18 protein-coding genes are annotated in these 17,865 nt (G+C 71.7%); 6 read left to right on the top strand and 12 right to left on the bottom strand.

Features of this window, described 5'->3' with window-relative positions:
* Positions 1-44: 44 nt before the first annotated feature.
* Complete coding sequence (locus ACZ7M7_RS19065) at positions 45-425, bottom strand: nuclear transport factor 2 family protein (protein WP_472118224.1); 381 nt, start codon at positions 423-425, stop codon at positions 45-47.
* A 119-nt stretch (positions 426-544) separates the two neighbouring features.
* On the opposite strand from ACZ7M7_RS19065, the gene ACZ7M7_RS19060 reads away from it, so the two are divergent.
* The gene (locus ACZ7M7_RS19060; RefSeq protein WP_472118221.1) at positions 545-994 is read left to right on the top strand and encodes an RpiB/LacA/LacB family sugar-phosphate isomerase; all 450 of its coding nucleotides are present in this window, start codon (positions 545-547) and stop codon (positions 992-994) included.
* Here the strand turns inward: ACZ7M7_RS19060 and ACZ7M7_RS19055 are convergent.
* From ACZ7M7_RS19055 to ACZ7M7_RS19045, 3 genes are read right to left on the bottom strand one after another with little or no spacing between them, the layout of a single operon-like run.
* Positions 981-1,415: a tautomerase family protein gene (locus ACZ7M7_RS19055; protein ID WP_383598506.1), complete on the bottom strand. Its 435-nt coding sequence runs from the start codon at positions 1,413-1,415 to the stop codon at positions 981-983. The genes ACZ7M7_RS19060 and ACZ7M7_RS19055 overlap by 14 nt on opposite strands.
* Before the next feature lie 25 nt (positions 1,416-1,440).
* Positions 1,441-2,013 (bottom strand): DUF4865 family protein, encoded by a 573-nt coding sequence (locus ACZ7M7_RS19050; protein WP_472118218.1) that lies wholly within the window; start codon positions 2,011-2,013, stop codon positions 1,441-1,443.
* A gap of 50 nt (positions 2,014-2,063) precedes the next feature.
* Positions 2,064-2,636, bottom strand: a complete 573-nt coding sequence (locus ACZ7M7_RS19045) for a TetR/AcrR family transcriptional regulator (RefSeq protein WP_472118216.1) — start codon at positions 2,634-2,636, stop codon at positions 2,064-2,066.
* A 171-nt stretch (positions 2,637-2,807) separates the two neighbouring features.
* Here ACZ7M7_RS19045 and ACZ7M7_RS19040 point away from each other — a divergent pair, with 171 nt between their 5' ends.
* The 3 genes from ACZ7M7_RS19040 to ACZ7M7_RS19030 are packed head-to-tail and all read left to right on the top strand — an operon-like array spanning position 2,808 to position 6,402.
* The gene (locus ACZ7M7_RS19040; RefSeq protein WP_328883496.1) at positions 2,808-3,089 is read left to right on the top strand and encodes an SHOCT domain-containing protein; all 282 of its coding nucleotides are present in this window, start codon (positions 2,808-2,810) and stop codon (positions 3,087-3,089) included.
* Entirely contained in the window at positions 3,086-3,844 is a 759-nt protein-coding gene (locus tag ACZ7M7_RS19035; protein WP_472118213.1) for an ABC transporter ATP-binding protein, read from the top strand. Before ACZ7M7_RS19040 ends, ACZ7M7_RS19035 begins: the two co-directional genes overlap by 4 nt.
* Complete coding sequence (locus ACZ7M7_RS19030; RefSeq protein WP_472118210.1) at positions 3,841-6,402, top strand: ABC transporter permease; 2,562 nt, start codon at positions 3,841-3,843, stop codon at positions 6,400-6,402. The genes ACZ7M7_RS19035 and ACZ7M7_RS19030 overlap by 4 nt, the downstream gene beginning before the upstream one ends.
* Before the next feature lie 40 nt (positions 6,403-6,442).
* On the opposite strand, the gene ACZ7M7_RS19025 is transcribed toward ACZ7M7_RS19030, so the two are convergent.
* Both ACZ7M7_RS19025 and ACZ7M7_RS19020 read right to left on the bottom strand, forming a co-directional pair.
* Entirely contained in the window at positions 6,443-6,985 is a 543-nt protein-coding gene (locus tag ACZ7M7_RS19025; RefSeq protein ID WP_383598488.1) for an ATP-binding protein, read from the bottom strand.
* A gap of 185 nt (positions 6,986-7,170) precedes the next feature.
* Positions 7,171-7,494 (bottom strand): hypothetical protein, encoded by a 324-nt coding sequence (locus ACZ7M7_RS19020; RefSeq protein WP_328429540.1) that lies wholly within the window; start codon positions 7,492-7,494, stop codon positions 7,171-7,173.
* 334 nt (positions 7,495-7,828) lie between these two features.
* Between ACZ7M7_RS19020 and cds1 the strand changes: the two genes are divergently transcribed.
* Entirely contained in the window at positions 7,829-8,953 is a 1,125-nt protein-coding gene (cds1, locus tag ACZ7M7_RS19015) for an L-cysteine desulfhydrase Cds1 (RefSeq protein WP_383629741.1), read from the top strand.
* A 48-nt stretch (positions 8,954-9,001) separates the two neighbouring features.
* Here cds1 and ACZ7M7_RS19010 read toward each other — a convergent pair whose 3' ends face one another.
* Together ACZ7M7_RS19010 and ACZ7M7_RS19005 are read right to left on the bottom strand one after the other, a co-directional pair.
* The gene (locus ACZ7M7_RS19010) at positions 9,002-9,472 is read right to left on the bottom strand and encodes an SRPBCC family protein (RefSeq protein WP_427842588.1); all 471 of its coding nucleotides are present in this window, start codon (positions 9,470-9,472) and stop codon (positions 9,002-9,004) included.
* Positions 9,473-9,561: 89 nt separating this feature from the next.
* On the bottom strand, positions 9,562-10,389 hold the full coding sequence (locus ACZ7M7_RS19005; protein ID WP_472118205.1) for a DeoR/GlpR family DNA-binding transcription regulator: 828 nt from the start codon (positions 10,387-10,389) through the stop codon (positions 9,562-9,564).
* 291 nt (positions 10,390-10,680) lie between these two features.
* Between ACZ7M7_RS19005 and ACZ7M7_RS19000 the strand changes: the two genes are divergently transcribed.
* Positions 10,681-12,975: a hypothetical protein gene (locus ACZ7M7_RS19000; RefSeq protein ID WP_472118202.1), complete on the top strand. Its 2,295-nt coding sequence runs from the start codon at positions 10,681-10,683 to the stop codon at positions 12,973-12,975.
* Between the two features lie 28 nt (positions 12,976-13,003).
* Here the strand turns inward: ACZ7M7_RS19000 and ACZ7M7_RS18995 are convergent, their stop codons facing one another.
* The 4 genes from ACZ7M7_RS18995 to ACZ7M7_RS18980 form a co-directional block, all read right to left on the bottom strand.
* Positions 13,004-15,442 (bottom strand): right-handed parallel beta-helix repeat-containing protein, encoded by a 2,439-nt coding sequence (locus ACZ7M7_RS18995; protein WP_383598473.1) that lies wholly within the window; start codon positions 15,440-15,442, stop codon positions 13,004-13,006.
* 109 nt (positions 15,443-15,551) lie between these two features.
* Positions 15,552-16,157: an Rv1733c family protein gene (locus tag ACZ7M7_RS18990; protein ID WP_383598470.1), complete on the bottom strand. Its 606-nt coding sequence runs from the start codon at positions 16,155-16,157 to the stop codon at positions 15,552-15,554.
* Positions 16,158-16,362: 205 nt separating this feature from the next.
* Positions 16,363-17,190, bottom strand: a complete 828-nt coding sequence (locus ACZ7M7_RS18985) for an MOSC domain-containing protein (RefSeq protein ID WP_472118198.1) — start codon at positions 17,188-17,190, stop codon at positions 16,363-16,365.
* A gap of 45 nt (positions 17,191-17,235) precedes the next feature.
* Entirely contained in the window at positions 17,236-17,667 is a 432-nt protein-coding gene (locus ACZ7M7_RS18980) for a DUF6643 family protein (RefSeq protein ID WP_383598466.1), read from the bottom strand.
* Positions 17,668-17,865 lie beyond the last annotated feature (198 nt).

Raw genomic sequence — 17,865 nt, 5'->3', positions numbered from 1 at the left:
GCGAAGGAGGCGCCTGAGGGGCGACGCCGCTGTCACCACAGGCCTCAGACGAGCCCGCCCGGCGGCAGTCCGAGCTCGCGGCGCGCCTCCGGGGAGTCCGTGTACACCCGCCACTCGCCGACCAGCTGACCGGTGACGCGGGCGCTCCACAGCGCTGGACCGGCGAGCTCGGGCCGCGAGCTGAGGGAGTATCCGGACACCGAGACGACCTCGTCCTCCACGGTCAGGTCGGTGAACACGTTCCGGTAGTCCGTGAACGCCGCGAAGAACCCGCGCCACGCCTCGATGCAGGCCTGTTTTCCGCTGACGGTGCCGCCCTCGGTGTCGACGAGTGTGTGGTCGTCGGACATCAGCGAGGCCATCTCGGTGAGGTCATGGTCGTTGATCGCGGCGTTGAAGCGCTGGACGACATCCACGGCGTCCATCCCGACCTCCTAGCCCCGGGTCTCCTGGCGGTCACCTCCATGCTCTGCCGCAGCCGGGACGACCGCACCCCCGGCCCACGGCCGCACACCCGCCCGCAGACCTGGGTACCCTTCGTGACATGCGGATCTCCGTCTCCTCCGACATGGACGAACCCGTGGCCCGCAGTCTCGTTGCCGAGCTGCGCGCCCTTGGCCACGCGGTGGTCACGCACGGGGCCCTGCATCCCGGGTCGGACCCCCAGTGGGCCGCGTGCTCGGAAGCGGCCGCCCGCGAGGTCGCCGACGGGACGGCGGACCAGGCGGTCGTGTGCTGCTGGACCGGCACGGGCGCGTCGATCGCCGCGAACAAGGTGCCGGGCGTACGGGCCGCCCTGTGCACGGACGGCTACACGGCGGACGGCGCCCGCCGCTGGAACGACGCCAATGTCCTCGCGCTCAGCCTGCGACTGACATCCGAGCCGCTGCTCAAGGAGATCCTCGACGCCTGGTTCGCCGGCGAGGCGAGCGAGGACGCCGAGGACCTCGAGAACGTGGCCCGCATCGGCCGCCTGGACCTCAGGGAGCCGTGAGGCTCGTCGAGGTGGGGGAGTCGACGGGGGCGGGGGCATCGGCGTACTGCGCGACTCCCTCGCCGAACGACCAGTTGATGGGCTCGTTCTCGATGAGACTGACGAACACATTGCGCGGCTCGGTCCCCGCGTAGGCGTGGGCGAGTTCGGCGATCCGCCGGTACAGCGCCTGCTTCTGCGCGGGGGTCCGCCCTGAGCGCAGGGTGATCGTCACGTACACGATGCCGTCGTCCCGGCGGATACCGAGATAGCCGGCGTCGTAGCGCAGGGTGCTGCGCGTGCCGTCGTGCCCGACCAGCACCTGGAACCGGTCGTCGGGCGGAATCCCGATGGCCTCCACCAGGGCGTCGTGCACGGCACGACCGAGCGCGTCGAGCCGCTCGGGGTCGGCTCCCAGGGCGTCGATGCGAACGAAGGGCATGGGTGGGTTCTCCTTGTCAGCGGCCTCAGGAACGTGCGTCGAGCGGTGGCGGCCCCGGCACGGACATGTGCAGCACCTCGTACACCTCACCGTCGGCCTTGGGTGTGTCGTTCTCCCGGAGCGAGAAATGGATCAGCTCCCAACGGCTCGTGTCCACGGCCGCCGCCGCGAGCACCGCACCGTCCTCGCCGGCCGACCTCTCGGTCTCCCGCGTCACGTCCGCCGCCAGGTCCTTCAACCGCACGCCCTCCGGTACCTGTTGACGCCGCAGCAACGCCACCCGCACACGCGGATCAGCGGCGCCCTCGTGCGCCAGCACGGTCCACTGCCGGACCGACGGCCGTCCGAAGTCGTCGGCGATGCCTTGGAACGGGCCGTCCCAGAGGAAGGCGTTCATGCCCGCGACGGTGTTCCACAGATAGAACGGCGCGTACTCGTTGACCGGTGACCCGTGCACGCCGCGCTCGCGTATCAGGTACGCCTTGAGGCCCAGCCCTTGCCAGTCGTCGAGCAGGTGCCCCTTGCTCGCCACCCGACGCCGGATGATCTCCATGTCGTAGTCGGCGGGCAGGGTGATCCGGTACTGCATCGCGTGCATCGTGCCGCCTTCCTGGTGCGTCCGGTGCGGTTCCTGGGGCGGTGCGGTTCCTAGTGCGGTGCGAGAAGGGACAGCAGGCCCCGGACGCCCACGTCGAACGCGGCGGGCGAGCCGGACGCGCGGGCGAGGACATAGCCGCCCTGGACGGTCGCGACGATCGTCGCCGCGACCGCCTCGCCGTCGAGCCCGGGCGCGAACTGACCCTGTTCCTTGCCCTCCTCGACGATCGCGGCGAGCCGTTCGCGCAGCCAGTCGAGCGTCTCGTCGACGGGCGCCCGCAGTTCGTCGCTGGCGACCACGTCCGGGTCCATCGTCAGCCGCCCGATCGGACAGCCGCGCAGCACCTCGCGCTCGCGCCGCAGATACGCCTCGATGCGCTCGTGCGGCGTGCCCGGACCGTCGAGTACTCCCGCGGCGGTAGCCCGCATCTCCTCGGCGGTCCGCCGGATCGCTACCAGCGCGAGATCGGGCTTCCCCTTGAAGTGGTGGTACATGCTGCCCTGCCCGGCGCCCGCACGCTCCAGGATCGCCTTGGGGCTGGTGCCCACGTAGCCGCGCTCCCACAGCAGTTCGCGGGTGGACTCGATCAGTCGGTCCGAGGTGCTCATGCCGTCACTGTACATACTAGTAGTTACAGAAGTCGAGCCCGTCCGGAGCAGCGGAACCGGCCCCGTCTACTCCCCGCGAGGTACGCACACTGCCGCTGGCTGTACGACGACCCGGACCCCCTCGCGGCGCGAGTCTCGAGACATCACCGAAAGACCCGACCGAACCGACCCGGGAGATGACTCGAGATGCAGACCCTGGCACACTTCGCCGACGGCGGCCCCGGCCCGTGGATCCTCCTCTTCCCGCTGATCTGGGCGGCCGTCGTGATCGGTGGCATCACGCTGCTGCGCCGCACGGTGTGGCGCGGACGCCGCGGCCCCGGGCGGCCCACCCCCGACGACAACTCGCCCATCACCGTGCTCGGCCACCGCTTCGCCTCCGGCGAGATCGACGAGGACGAATACTGGCGCCGGCTGTCCGTCCTGGACGAGCAGTTCGGCCGCACGGGCAAGGGCGGTGCGGCATGACCGTCACGACCACCACGACAGGCACGCGGACGGCCGCCCGCGTCGTGGACGCCGTGAAGGTGTACGGCACCGGCGACACCGGCGTGAGGGCCCTGGACGGGGTGAGCGTCGACTTCCCGGTCGGCCGCTTCACCGCGATCATGGGGCCCTCGGGCTCCGGCAAGTCCACCCTGATGCACTGCGCGGCCGGCCTCGACACGCTCACCTCGGGCACCGCCCACATCGGCGACACCGACCTGAGCAGTCTCGACGACCGTCGCCTCACCCTCCTGCGCCGCGACCGCGTCGGCTTCGTCTTCCAGGCCTACAACCTGGTCCCGACGCTGACCGTCGCGGAGAACATCACGCTGCCGCTGGACCTCGCGGGCGGCAAGGGCGACCCGGAGTGGATCGACGCGCTGATCGACGTCGTCGGCCTGCGCGGCCGGCTCCACCACCGGCCCTCCGAGCTCTCCGGCGGCCAGCAGCAACGCGTCGCGGTGGCCCGGGCGTTCGCCGGCCGGCCCGACGTCGTCTTCGCCGACGAGCCGACCGGCAACCTCGACTCCCGCTCCGGCGAAGAGGTCCTCGGACTGCTCGGCCGGGCGGCGCGCCAGACGGCCCGCACGGTCGTCATGGTCACCCACGACCCCGTGGCCGCCGCCCACGCCGACGAGGTCGTCTTCCTCGCGGACGGCCGCCTGGTCGACCGTATGGAATCCCCGACCGCCGACAAGGTCCTGGACCGCATGAAAGCCTTCGAGGTGCCGTCATGAACGCCTCCGTCCGCCTCAGCGTGTCCTCTCTGCGCGCACACAAGCGCCGCTTCGCCGGCACGTTCCTCGCGGTGTTCCTCGGCGTCGCGTTCCTCGCCGGCACCCTCGTCATGGGCGACACCCTGCGGGCCGGCTTCGACACGATGTTCGGCAACGCGACCAGCGGCACGGACGCCGTCGTCCGCAGCGCCGACGCCATCACCACGCCCGGTGAGAGCGAGGGCGTGCGCGAACCGGTCGACACGGACCTGGTGCGCAGGATCGAGCAGGCTCCCGGCGTCGCGGCCGCCGCGCCCAGCATCCAGGGCGCCGGTCAGCTCATCGGCAGGAACGGCGACCCCATCGGCGGCCAGGGCCCGCCCACCCTCGCCGGCAACTGGATCGACGACCCCGAGCTCAACCCGTACCGCCTGGCCGAAGGCCGTGCCCCGCAGAAGTCCGGCGAGGTCGTCGTCAACCGCGGTACCGCCGACCGCGGCGACCTCAGGATCGGCGACACCACGACCCTGCGCACGCCCGACCCCGTCGAGGTGACCATCGTCGGCCTCGCGACCTTCGGCGGCGAGGACGGCATGGCCCAGGTGACCTTCACCGGCATGACCCAGGCCGACGCCGAGAAGTACCTCACCGCCCGTCCCGGCGAGGCGGCGACCATCCAGGTGCGGGCCGGACCGGACGTCAGCCAGCAGCAGCTGGTCGACGAACTGACATCCGTGCTGCCCAGCGGCGTCGAGGCCATCACCGGTCAGGAGTCGGCCGAGGAGAACACGGACATGATCTCCAGCCAGTTCCTGACCCTCTTCACCACCTTCCTGCTGGTCTTCTCCGGCGTGGCCCTCCTCGTCGCGACCTTCTCCATCCACAACACCTTCGCCATCGTCGTGGCCCAACGCACCCGCGAGAACGCCCTGTTGCGCGCCCTCGGTGCCTCCCGTCGCCAGGTCACCGCGTCGACCCTCGTCGAGGCGACCGCCGTGGCCGTCACCGCGTCGGCGGCCGGCCTCGCGGGCGGCATCGGCATCGCGGCAGGCCTCCAGGCGCTGTTCCCTGCGATCGGATTCCCGTTCCCCGAGGGCGACTTGGTGATCAGCGCGATCTCCATGGCGCTGCCCCTCGCGGTCGGCATCGTGGTCTGCCTCGGCTCCGCGCTGCTGCCCGCCGCACGAGCCGGCCGCACCGCACCGCTGGCCGCCCTGCGCGAAACGGCCGTCGACACCTCCGGCGCCTCCCGCGCCCGCGCCGTCACCGGCCTGGGGCTCATCGCCCTCGCGCTCGGCGTGGCGCTCACCGGCGTTCTGGTGTCCCCGTCCCTGTGGCTGGCCGGAACCGGCGCCGTCCTCGCCCTGGCCGCCTTCGTGGTCCTCGGCCCGGTCGCCTCCTCGACGGCCGTACGGATCCTCGGCGGCCCCCTCGGCCGGCTGCGCGGCGTCACCGGCCAACTCGCCCGGCGCAACGCCCTGCGCAGCCCGAAGTGCACGGCCGCCACCGCGAGCGCCCTGATGATCGGCGTGGCCGTCGTGTCGCTGTTCACCGTGTTCGGCGCCTCGCTGAAGGCGACCATGGACCAGACCGTGTCCCGGTCCTTCGCGGGCGACGTGGCCGTCAGCACCCCGTCGTTCGGCGCGGGCGGCAGCGGGCTGAGTCCCCGCCTCGCCGACGCCGTCCAGCGGCTGCCCGAGGTGGAAACGGCCGTCGGACTCGGACGGGGTGTCGCGGAAGTCGACGGCAAGGGAAGGGCGTTGACGGTCACCGACCCGGTCGCCCTCGAGCGCACCTTCGACCTCGGCACCGTCAACGGCTCCCTGCACGACCTCGGCACCGACGGCATCGCCATCACCGAGCAGGAGGCCGACAAGCAGAACCTGACGACCGGCGACAAGACCCGCCTCACCTTCACCGACGGCCGCCAGGAGACCTTCACGGTCCGAGCGGTCTACGGCCGGTCCGAACTCGCCGGCGACTACGTCGTCACCCGCGACGCCTGGGCCCCGCACCGCACCCAGGACGCCGACACCCTGGTCGCCGTCTCGTTCAAGGACGGCGTGAGCACGGACGAGGGCAAGACGGCGGTGGAGAGGGTTGCGGACCGGTACGGCAACCCCGACGTGCAGACCCGCGACGAGTACGCGCAGTCCTCGGCCGGCGGCATCGACATGATGCTCACCCTGGTCTACGCCCTGCTCGCCCTCGCCGTGCTCATCGCACTCCTCGGCATCGCCAACACCCTCACCCTGGCGATCCACGAGCGCACCCGTGAACTGGGCCTGCTGCGGGCCGTGGGCCAGACCCGCTCCCAACTGCGCGCCATGGTCCGCTGGGAATCGGTCCTGGTGGCCGCCTTCGGCACGGTCGGCGGCCTCGCCCTCGGCGCCTTCCTGGGCTGGGTCCTGGTCAAGGCCTCCGACGGGGCGAGCGACAGCGCCTTCGCCTTCGCGATGCCGCCGCTCCCACTCGCCCTGGTGGCCCTGGTCGGCATCACGGCCGGAGCCCTGGCCGGCCTGCGCCCGGCACGCCGAGCGGCCCGCCTGGACGTACTACGGGCGATCGCCACCGAATGACACAGGTGACGACACCTTCAAAGGTCCCCTCACCGCCCGGTCAGCCGACAACGGCGGACCGGGCGGGAGCATGCTCGGGTCGACGCAGGTCGACCGGCGCCCCGACCTCCGCGAACCGACGCACAGGCTTGTCCACCGCCGTGCGCTGCGGCGGGCGCGCGGCCGTGGCCCGCGGCGTCACGGCCGTCGGGAGCGTGAACCACACGACCTTCCCGGCCTCGCCGTCCGGCCGCACACCCCAGCTCTCGCTGACGGCGGCCACCATCGCGAGCCCGCGACCGCACGTGGCGAGCATGTCGGCGGTCCTGACGTCCGCAACGACCGGCAGCCGCGGGTCGTGGTCGCGCACCGAGACCATGAGCCGGTCGAGCAGCACCTCGATCTCCACGGTGCACATCTTGTCCGGCAGGGCGTGCTGGTGGACGTTGGTCAACAGCTCGGTCACACCGAGCGCGGCGCGGTCTATCAACGCGTCCAGATGCCAGTAGCGCAACTGCGCCGATACGATTCTGCGGACCTGTCCGATCCGCGACGGCAGGGCTTGGAGCTCCACCGTGCAGTGCCTGCTTGGGTAACTGATCACGGCTGCGACTCCCCGACTGAAGAGGTCCGGAAGAACACGGAGTACGGATCCAGCAGGGGGCTTGAAGGAACACGGCCGCCTGCTGTCGTGGCCGGCGGGCTGGTTCGCAGCGTTATCGCCGGTAAACCCAGAGTGACGTGAGACAAGCGTGACGCAGGGGATGCGGTACCGCAACTCGCAGTGACTCAGCCCTTACGTCCAGCAGCCTTCCGCACGGCCTCTATGAACCGGCGCGCCGCAGGAGGACCCGCCTCCCCGGGGGCGGGGTCGTGATCGCCCAGGGTCAGCGAGTAGCGCTTGCCGTTGATGTCGGCCAGCGCCTTGTCGTCCGGCGAGAACCAGGGCTTGGACGCCCGGACGGCCTGCACCGGCGCGCTGTCGATCTCACTGCCGTAGCTGGTGAGCAACTGCACCCTGCCGTCGCTGATCCGCACCTGCCCGGCCCGGGTCAGCGAGCGCAGCCGCTTCCCGATCCGCACGCCCGTGGCCCTGAACTCAGGCTCCGCCATGCCCCGCCCCCTTGCGCGTCGGTGTGCCGGCTGGTCCTGCGCGGGTGCCGGCCCTGGTCTTGATCCAGTGTGCACCCCGTTCGGGATCGTCGTCCCGTCCGGAGCAGTGTGCCCGCGTCCCGCGCCTAGCACCAGTACGCATGTCACCCCTGTTCGCAGTGCTCGGAGCACTCGCGCGAATGCGCCCCCGGGGCCCTGGTGAGGGCACGGCCCAGGGGTGCCTTTGAGGCTCTCAAAGGTGTGTTTATGCAGGTGAGAAGCGTGCGGAAGGTGTCTATGCTCGAAGTGACGGCCGCGCGAGTCGCCGTTGTGGCCGAGCATGAGGAGCACCGCCGTGAGCACCCTTCAGCAGACCCCGTCCGGCGTGACCCTCGACGTCGACCGGAGCGACGCCGGCTATCGCGTCTGGCTGAAAGAAGCCGTGCGCAAGGTCCAGGCCGACGCCAACCGTTCGGCCGACACCCACTTGCTGCGCTTCCCGTTGCCGGAGCACTGGGGCATCGACCTGTACCTCAAGGACGAGTCGACCCACCCGACCGGGAGCCTCAAGCACCGGCTCGCCCGCTCGCTGTTCCTGTACGGCCTGTGCAATGGCTGGATCCGGCCGGGCCGACCGGTGATCGAGGCGTCCAGCGGCTCGACGGCCGTCTCCGAGGCGTACTTCGCGAAGCTGATCGGGGTGCCCTTCATCGCGGTCATGCCGCGCACGACGAGCGCCGAGAAGTGCCGTCTGATCGAGTTCCACGGCGGACAGTGCCACTTCGTGGACGACTCGCGGAAGATGTATGAGGAGTCCGCCCGCCTCGCGGTGGACACCGGCGGCCACTACATGGACCAGTTCACCTACGCCGAACGGGCCACGGACTGGCGCGGCAACAACAACATCGCCGAATCCATCTTCCGCCAGCTGGAGTTGGAGCGGTTCCCCGAGCCCGCCTGGATCGTCGCCACGGCCGGCACCGGCGGCACGTCGGCGACCATCGCCCGGTACGTCCACTACATGCAGCACGACACCCGCATCTGTGTGGCCGACCCGGAGAACTCGTGTTTCTTCGAGGGCTGGACCACCGGCGATCCGGACGTCACCTACGACTGCGGCTCCCGCATCGAGGGCATCGGCCGGCCACGCATGGAGCCGAGCTTCGTGCCCGGCGCGATCGACCGGATGATGAAGGTGCCGGACGCCGCGAGCGTCGCCGCCGTACGCGCCCTGGAGCAGGGCATCGGCCGCAAGGCCGGCGGCTCCACCGGCACCGGGCTGTGGAGCGCGCTGAAGATCGTCGCCGAGATGGTGGCCGAGGGCCGGCAGGGGAGCGTGGTGACACTGCTGTGCGACCCGGGGGACCGGTACCTCGACAAGTACTACTCGGACGCCTGGCTCGCCGAGCAGGGGCTGGACATCGCGCCGTACTCCGCGGTGATCGGGCAACTGCTGGAGACGGGCGTCTGGCCGGAGTGACGGGCGTGGCACGGGGCGCTGCACGGTCCTCGCGGCGCTGAGTAATGCCTAGTGCGTCAGCCGTCGGTCCAGTGCGGTCACCGCGCCCCGGAATGCCCGGCCGAGTCCTGGCCGCGCGAGGCCGAAGGTGAAGCGGAACGGCGCCGTGCCGTCCACCGCGAACGTCCACTGCACCCGCGTGCCCGTCCCTGCCGGGGCGAGCCGCCACTCCTCGACCATGGCACGGGCCCCCGGCGCGTTGGTGATGTCGACGCGGTAGGCGTACAGCTCGGGGCTCTTCGCGGCGAGGATCGTCTCCTCGAAGCGTGTACCACCCTTGAGCCGGATCTCGCGCCGGGCACCGTCGTCGAGCGGGCGGGCCAGCGTCACCGCGGAGAACCACTCCGTCCAGCCGGACACGTCCTCGGCCAGCGCGCGGTGGACCGTCTCCGGGGGAGCGGTGATCTCCCGGGCGAAGACGTGCCGTACGGGCGCGGTCCCGACGAAGTCGAGACCCACCTCACGCAGCAGATGAGCCATGGACGAAACCCCCTGTGCCGACGCTGGACCGGGCACGCCACCCTAGCTGGCGCTCCGTCAGCTGTCTGCACCGCGAGACGTCACCGGTCTCAGAGGTCCGCATCCATGTCGGGCTCGCCCGCCACCACCAGCCGCAGATGCTCCGCGATCTCCGAGCGCGCCTCGCTCTCCAGACCGGAGTCCGTCACCAGCGTGTCGATCTGCTCAAGCGCCGCGAACGAACTCAGCCCCACCACACCCCACTTGGTGTGGTCGGCGACGACCACGACCCGGCGCGCCGACTGCACCAGACGCCGATTGGTCTCGGCCTCCGCGAGATTCGGCGTGGACAGACCGGCCTCGACCGATATGCCGTGCACTCCGAGGAAGAGCATGTCGAAGTGGAGCGCCGCGATCGCCTGATCGGCCACCGGGCCCACCAGCGAATCGGAGGGAGTGCGAACCCCGCCGGTCAGCACGACCGTGGCCGCGCCCTGCCGGGGGCCCGACGTGCGCTGCGCGGCGTGGAAGACGTCGGCCACCCGCACCGAGTTCGTGACCACCGTCAGGTCGGGCACGTCCACCAGCTGGTGTGCCAGCGCGTACGTGGTCGTACCGCCCGACAGTGCGATCGCCGTGCCCGCCGCGACCAGCTCGGCCGCCGACCGCGCGATGTCCTCCTTGGCAGTCAGCTCCAGACCCGACTTGGCCTCGAAGCCCGGCTCATGGGTGCTGGCCTCGACCACCGGGACCGCGCCGCCGTGCACCTTCTCGAGCACGCCCTGCCGGGCGAGCGCGTCGAGATCGCGGCGCACCGTCATGTCCGACACGCCGAGCTTGCGGGTCAGCTCGTTGACACGCACCCCGCCTCGGCGCCGTACCTCGTCCAGGATCAGGGCGCGCCGCTGCTCCGCGAGGAGGTTCTGATTCTCACTCACGTACGCTCCGGTCCTTTCGCCTCAAGCCGTCCGACACGCCCTGCGCACCTGCTCTGATAAGGACATTCTCGCCCCTCCCGGTGCGCGGGACGTCCCATCCTCGCACGGGTCGGTACCGGTCGCGCCACTGACCGTACCGACGCGCGCATGTCACTTCCGCATCTGCCGTTCCCCTGTTCTTCACACGGATCGGGGAGATTCCGTGACGAGAGGTGTACGGGACCTCCCACGGGGAGATCCTTGTGCCCGCACGGACAGAAGCCGAAGGCTCGTCACGGGGGAAGTGCGAAAGTGAATCGTGCGCAGGACCGCGCCGCAGCCCTGGAACTCCTGGTCCACGGGGTCGGCGGCACCACACCGCAGGAGATGCTCGACGATCCGCGCACGGTGCGGATCACCGGCGACGACACGGCCGCCGTGTTCCGCCGCGCCGACGACGTCGACGCCGAGGACCGGCCGGACGACCACCGGGACGGCCCGGTGCCCGAGGCCTACGTCTGGTGCAACCTCACCTCGGGAAACGGCGCACGCGCCCTGTGGCTGCTGTTACTGCCGTTCATGGTGGTCAACCTCGCCCACTGGATGCGCCCCACCACACAGGACCGCACACGGACGGTGCGGCTGTACGGCCTGCTCGTACGGCTCGCCGGGCTGACGCTGACGGTGCTGCTCGTCGCGGCCGCGTGCGAGGTCGCCCTCGACCTCACGGCCTGGCAGTGCGCGGGCACACGCGCGTGCGCCGACCGGCACAGCTGGCTGGGCTTCCTGTCGCCGCTCGCCTCGGACGGCGGCTGGTGGAGCCGGCCCGGCCGCAGGCTCGCCCTCGCGGCCCTGGTGCCCGCCGCGCTGACCGGCCTGCTCTGGTACCTCTCCCGCCGTACCTGGAGCGCGTACGAGTCCCAGCAGCCGATGTCCCGCGAGCCCGAGCCCGACGAGGAGTCCGGCGGCACCTCCCTGGGCCGCCCCGGCTTCTGGTACGGCCGTCGCCTGGTCGCACGGCTGCGCGCCGCGCACACCGCCGCCGGCCTGCTGACCGTCGCCGCGGCGGTCGGCGCGGCAGCTGCCCGCTTCGACCGCAGGGCCGGTGGCCCCGCGCTCCTGGACGCCCTGGGATGGCTCCTGGAAGCGGCGATCCTCACCGGCGCGGCCGTCGTGGTGTGGGTGGTCTGCCGCCGGGGCCGCAGCGAGAACCGTCTCGACCGGGAACTCGACGAGCATCTCGTACGGCGCCTGCCGCTCGCCGCCCTCGTCCTGCTGCTGCTCGCCCTGGTGTACGCCGGGTGGGAACGCCCGGGCTGGCAGTCGGTGGGCCGCCTCCCGGGCGACCCCACCTTCGGCGCGATCGCATTCCTCCAGGGCCTGCTCGTGATCGTGCTCGCCGTCGTCGCCCACGTCCTTCACCGCACCCGGCCCGACCCGCGCACCGCGATGCGCGGCCTCGGCGGGCCGGCCGTGGTCATGCTGGCCTGCGCCCTCGGCGGGGTGATGTCGGGCGGCGTCGCCCAGCGGGTCGCCGACTGGCTGGACGGCACGCACGCGTCCATCGCAGGCCCGCCGGTCCTGCTGACCTGGCAGGCGTCCGTGATCCCGCCGCTGCTGGTCCTCCTGCTGCTGCTCTGCGGCGGGCTGGCATGGCGCGCGTGGCTGCTGCGCCGCACCGAGCTGGGCACGGTGGAGCTCGACTACGCCGGGGAGCCCCGGGACGCCGCACGCACCCGCCGGATCGCCAGCACGCGCGCGATGGCCACGCTCACCGACCGCGCCCCTCTCCTCGTCGCCGTCACCTCCACCGCGACCCTGCTCCTGGGCGCCGGAGCCCTGGTCGGCGCGATGACGACCGACGAGACACCCAGCGAGGCCGCCGACGGGACGTACGCCTTCGTGCACGGCGCCGCCGAGACCGCGCAAGCGCTGGGCTCCTGGCTGATCGGCCTCGGCTTCATACTCTTCGTCACCTGGGGCCGGCGTGCCTACAAGGACGCCTCCGCACGGCGCACCATCGGCATCCTGTGGGACGTCGGCACCTTCTGGCCCCGCGCCGCCCACCCCTTCGCCCCACCCTGCTACGCCGAGCGCGCGGTGCCCGACCTCACGTGGAGGATGGCGACCTGGACCCGCGCCGAGGACGGCCGCCGCCTCGTGATCTCCGGGCACTCCCAGGGCAGCGTGCTCGCGGCCGCGGCGGTCTGGCAGCTGACGCCGACCGACCGCAAGCGGGTCGCGCTGCTGACCTACGGCTCCCCGCTGGAACGCCTCTACGGCCGTTGGTTCCCGGCCCACTTCGGCTCGGCCGCCCTCGCGTCCCTGCACGCCGAGCTGGACTGCTGGCGCAACCTGTACCGCGTCACCGACCCCATCGGCGGCCCGGTCCGGCTGCCCGGCAGCTGCACCCCCGAAGTGGACCGCGCGGCGCTCAAGGACCCCTTGGCGTACGGCCGTACCCCCGAACACCCCCTGCCCGCCCCGATTCTCGGCCACGGCGACTACCAGGCGGACCCGGCGTTCGCCGAGGAGCGGGAGCGGCTGCTGGCGCGACTGAAACCGGAGGTGCCCGCACAGCGGCCGGAGGTCGGTGCCGAGGGCTGATCCGACCGGGTGGATGCAGGCGCCGAGGTCAGCCCAGCTCGGGCAGGTCCTCGGCGTACAGCAGCGTGAGCTCGTCCGTGCTCGGCTCTTCGAGCTGGGCGACCCGGCTCGCGTGCCGCTCCACCATCGCCTCGAAGGTCTGGCGCGCCGTACGGCCGTTGCCGAACGCCGGACCCTTGGGGAGGGCCGTGAAGTACTTCAGGAGGGCCTCGGCAAGTCCGGGGCCGAGCCGGTACTCGTGCTCCTCGGCCTGCTGCTCCACGATCCGCAGCAGTTCCTCGGGGCCGTAGTCGCTGAAGGTGATGGTCCGTGAGAAGCGGGATGCCACCCCGGGGTTGATCGAGAGAAAGCGCTCCATCTCGGCCGTGTAGCCCGCCACGATGACGACGACCGCGTCCCGGTGGTCCTCCATCAGCTTCACCAGGGTGTCGATGGCCTCCTTGCCGAAGTCCCGGCCCGAGTCCTCCGGCGACAGCGCGTAAGCCTCGTCGATGAACAGCACACCGCCGCGCGCCTTGTCGAAGGCCTCCTGCGTGCGGATCGCGGTGGAGCCGATGTGCTCACCGACCAGGTCGACGCGGGACACCTCGACCAGATGCCCCTTCTCCAGGACACCCAGGGAGGCGAGAATCTCGCCGTAGAGGCGGGCGACCGTCGTCTTGCCGGTGCCCGGGGAGCCGGTGAAGACCAGGTGGCGCTTGACGGACGCCGCCTTGAGGCCCGCTTGCTGGCGGCGTCGGCCCACCTCGATCATGTCGGTGAGGGCGCGTACCTCGCGCTTGACGCTCTCCAGGCCCACCAGCGCGTCCAGTTCACCCAGGACGGCCTTGGACGTCCGAGACGGCTTCTCGGGCTCCGCGGCGGCGATGAGCGGCTCCTGCTCGGTGCTGCGCTGCCCGGGGATCGCGCCGAGCAGCCCGGGGGACTGATTCGCCGTCTGCACGGCGGGTTCCGGCGCCGAGGGCGGCTGCCTGAGGCCCGCGCTCTCGTCGCTGGTGCAGTCCTCCACGTCGGGGCCTGCGCCGGCCATGTCCGGGCCGCCCTCGGCGAACTCGTACCCGCCCCGCGCGCACCGCTCCGTACGGCACTTTCGCAGCGTCGTACGGGAGCCGTCGATCACATGGAAGCCATAGCCGGCGCTGCCCCTAACCCGGCAGTTCAGGAACGTGCCCCGGCCGCCCGCCGATACGTAGAACCCGGCCTCCGCCGGGGACTCGACCGTGCAGCGCTCGATGGTGGGGTCGGCGCCCTTGGTGACGATCACGCCGGTCTGGGTGCCGTCCAGGGTGCAGTTGTTGAGGGTGCCGCCACTGCCGTGGTCCCGGAACCATGCGCCCGTCGCCGCGTCCCGGATCCGGCAGTCGTCGAGCTGCGCGGTGGCGCCGTCGCTGACCGACACGGCCGTGTTGCGCACCTGCGACAGGTCGCTGTCCACGACGTCCGCGCGCGAGCCGCGGTCCAGGACGAACAGCGCGTCCGGCACGTCGTGCACCCGGCAGGAGTCCAGCACGGCGGTGGCGCCGTCGCTGACCCACACCGCCGGGTAGTCCCCTGTGCTGTCGAAGATCTCGCACTGGTTGGCGTCCACGCGCGTGCCCGGGTCCCACACCGACAGGCCGTTGCGACCGAACTGACGCACCGTCGTGCGGGTCAGGGTGAGCACGGAACGGGAGCGCAGATCGACCGCGTTCTCCGGGATGTCGTGGATACGGCAGTCGGCCAGGGTCAGCACGGCGTCCGTGTCGAGCGTGACGCCGTCGGCGGTGGTGCGGTGCACGTCGCAGTCGGTCAGGTGGGCGGTGGCCCGTCCGGTGATCTGGACGCCGGAGCCCCGGACCTCGTAGATCTCGCAACCCACCGCTTCCAGAGCGGAGTTCTCACCGGTCGCTGTCAGCCCCGAGCCTGAGGCGTGGTGCACTCGGCAGCGGTCCAGGCGGGGGTGCGCGCCACCGCGTACGGCGATGCCGGCCTGGCCGGCCGCGACGACCTCGCACTCCTCGAACACGCCGCCCCCGCCGTCGAGTACGGCGATGCCGATGCCCGCGGGGTTGTCGACGGTGCAGCGGCGCACGGTCGGCCGCGCGCCGCCCCGCACCTCGATCCCGGCAGCGGAGCGCGTGACGATGCGGACGTCCGACAGCTCCGGGGTGCCCTCCTCGACGAGCAGCGCGGGTGCCGCAGCGTCCTGGCCCTCGACGTGCAGGTCCTGAACCACCGCCGAGGCGCGCACGGTCAACGGCACACCGTCCAGGGGAGCGATGCGCACCGAGCCCGGGGAGCCCTCGGGGCCGCGCAGGGTCACCGCTCGCTGGACGACGAGGTTCTCCCGGTAGGTGCCCGGTGCGACGGTGAGGACGTCACCGTCGGTCGCGGCCTCCAGGGCTGCGGCGAGCGATGCGTACTCACCCGTGCGGCGCCGCCACCGCGATGTGCCGGTGTGCGTCACCTGGACCGTGCCCTGTGCCATGGCGTTGATGTGCCCCCACCTCGTAGTACGCGGGTTTTGCTCCCGGAGAGTTCGGCCGCTCCACCGTAGCGTGCGCGCGGGTGGTGGGTTGACCAGAGCGGTAAGGCCGTCAGCTGCCGGTGCCGGTCCGGCCCCAGTCCGGACCGGCCTTGTCCCAGGCCTGGTCCCAACGCGCGTACCGGCGGCGGACCATGCGCCAGACGACCAGCCGTCTGCCGCCCTCGACAAGGCCGATGGCCAGCAGGGCCGCACCGACCCCGGCGAGTACGGCGTGCGTCGCCGCGGTCGCGGAGTCCAGGGGGCGGGCCACTGTGCGGCCCTGCTGGTCGGTCCATATCCTGAACTGGTCGCCGGGCTGAGGGGTGTCGAGGCTCGCCATGACCTGCCCCTGGTGCACGCTGCCGTCCGGCGCGGTCCAGTCGGCCACGACGCGGGTGCGACGCTCCCGTCCGGTGGTGGCCTCGGGGTCGGTGTCCAGCGGGGAGCCCTCCAGCTCGCGGATCACGGTCGCCGTCACCAGGTGCCGGGACGCGCGCTGGTCGCGCACGGAGTCCTGAAGGGTGTCCTGCGCGAGGCCGCCGACCAGGGAGCCGACGACGGGCGTGACGACCAGGATCAGCAGCAGGGCCGCGAGGGCGACCCAGGCCTCGGCCAGATCGGTCGCACGGCACAGCGGATTGTGCCGCCAGCGCCAGAGTCCGCTGATCGCCCGCATGCCCGGCCACCCCCTTCCCGCTCCGTGATAGCCCCTGCCGGAGCCGCTCACCCGCGAGCCCGGCGAAGAGAGAGCGAAATCACCTGCCGCCAGGGCTTCTCATGAACTTCTCACGAAATGCCCAACGCGCGGGCCCCCGGCCTCGGTTCCCGCATGTCGCCGCCCACGGAAGATCTTTCTCAGCCGGCTCTTTCAGTCGTCTTGGTCAGTCGAGGACCGTGACCGGGTCGCCGGCCCGGATCGTGCCTCGGGAGAGGGGCACCAGGTTCTGGCCGAACACCAGCTTGCCGCCCAGCCGGCGGTGCCTGCCCAGGGTGTGCAGGGGCTCCCTGCCACGCTCGGCGGTGGCCTGGTCGGTCGTGGTCACCACACAGCGGCCGCACTTCTTGGCGACACGGAAGGTGACCTCGCTGATGGCGATGCGCGACCAGTCGTCCTCGGCCCAGGCGGCGGTGCCCGACACGACGACGTTCGGCCGGAAGCGGTTCATGGGCAGCGGGCCCTCGGCCGGGTGATCACCTCGGGCCAGGAGGGAGTTGAGGGCGTCGAGGGAGGCGGTCGTGGTGACCAGCAGCGGGTAGCCGTCGGCGAAGCTGACCGTCTCGCCCGGCAGGGCGTACTCCGGGTCGACGGGCCGGGAGGTGCCGGGATCGGCCATGTGCACGAGACGTGCCTGGACGCCGAGAAACGTGCTGCACCAGTCGTGCGCGGCCTCGTCCTCGGCGGGGGCCGCTTCGACCTTGTCGCGGAAGATCTCCATCGGCACCGTGCCGGACGCGTGCGGCACGGGCACGGTCAGCGGGTCCATGCCGGGCGCGGACAGGCGGACACCGCCGCCGGGCAACAGCTCGGCGGCGGCCAGGGCGAGATGCGGTTGCTGGCGCTGCGTCACGACCTTTCCCCCTGCGTCGATCAGCGCCCAGCGTCGATCCCCGGCCAGCCCCCAGGGCTCCACGACGGCTGTCCGGGGCGTGGTGCCCCGGAACGCCTTGACCGGATGAACGTGGATCGACTGCAGCTGCGCTTGCCCCATGGAGTCATCGTGCCAGGTGGCGACAACAACCCGGAGGGGGAGGGATCAGTAGCCGCGGTACTGCTGGTTGTTGTACGGGTCCTGGTAAGGAGCCGCGGCGGGCCGGGGAGCCGCGGGGCGCATCGCCTCGTAGCCCATGCCGCCGGGGGCCACCGGGCGAGGCTGCTGCGCCTGCGGACCCGGATAGCCGCGCGGCGCGCCCTGCTGCGGGATGTAGGCGGCAGGCGCATGCTGCAGCGGAGCGGGCTGCTGCGCATGCGGATAGCCGTAGGAGGGCTGGGACGGGGCCGCCGGGAGGGCGGGCAGTGCCGACGGGAGCGCGGGCAGGTGGCTGCCCGGGGCGTCGTACGCGGCGGGGACCCGGATCGGGGCGATCTGCGGGGTGCCCCGCTCGGCCACGAGCGAGTCGTAGATCGGAGTGTCCGGGAAGGAGGCGGAGTAGTAGCCGCCGCCATAGGTGGAGCGGGGGGAGGTCATGGCACATAAGGTAAGCCCACGATGTGCTGGTTGGGGAGACCGATAAGAGGGTTGTTTTATGTGTCCGCAGTGACGCTGGATCCCCAATGCGAGCGAACTTGGCAAAAAGGGACGCCAATCCGCGTTCGGATCGTGTAAATGCCGAGTTCCGGGCGGGTTACCGGCGGTTGACCGGCGGTGTTCATCCGCCCCTCATGG

This window comes from Streptomyces sp. NPDC111606, from assembly GCF_055656945.1.
Note: the sequence above shows the minus strand (reverse complement) of the source record. Positions and strands in the feature narration are given on the sequence as shown.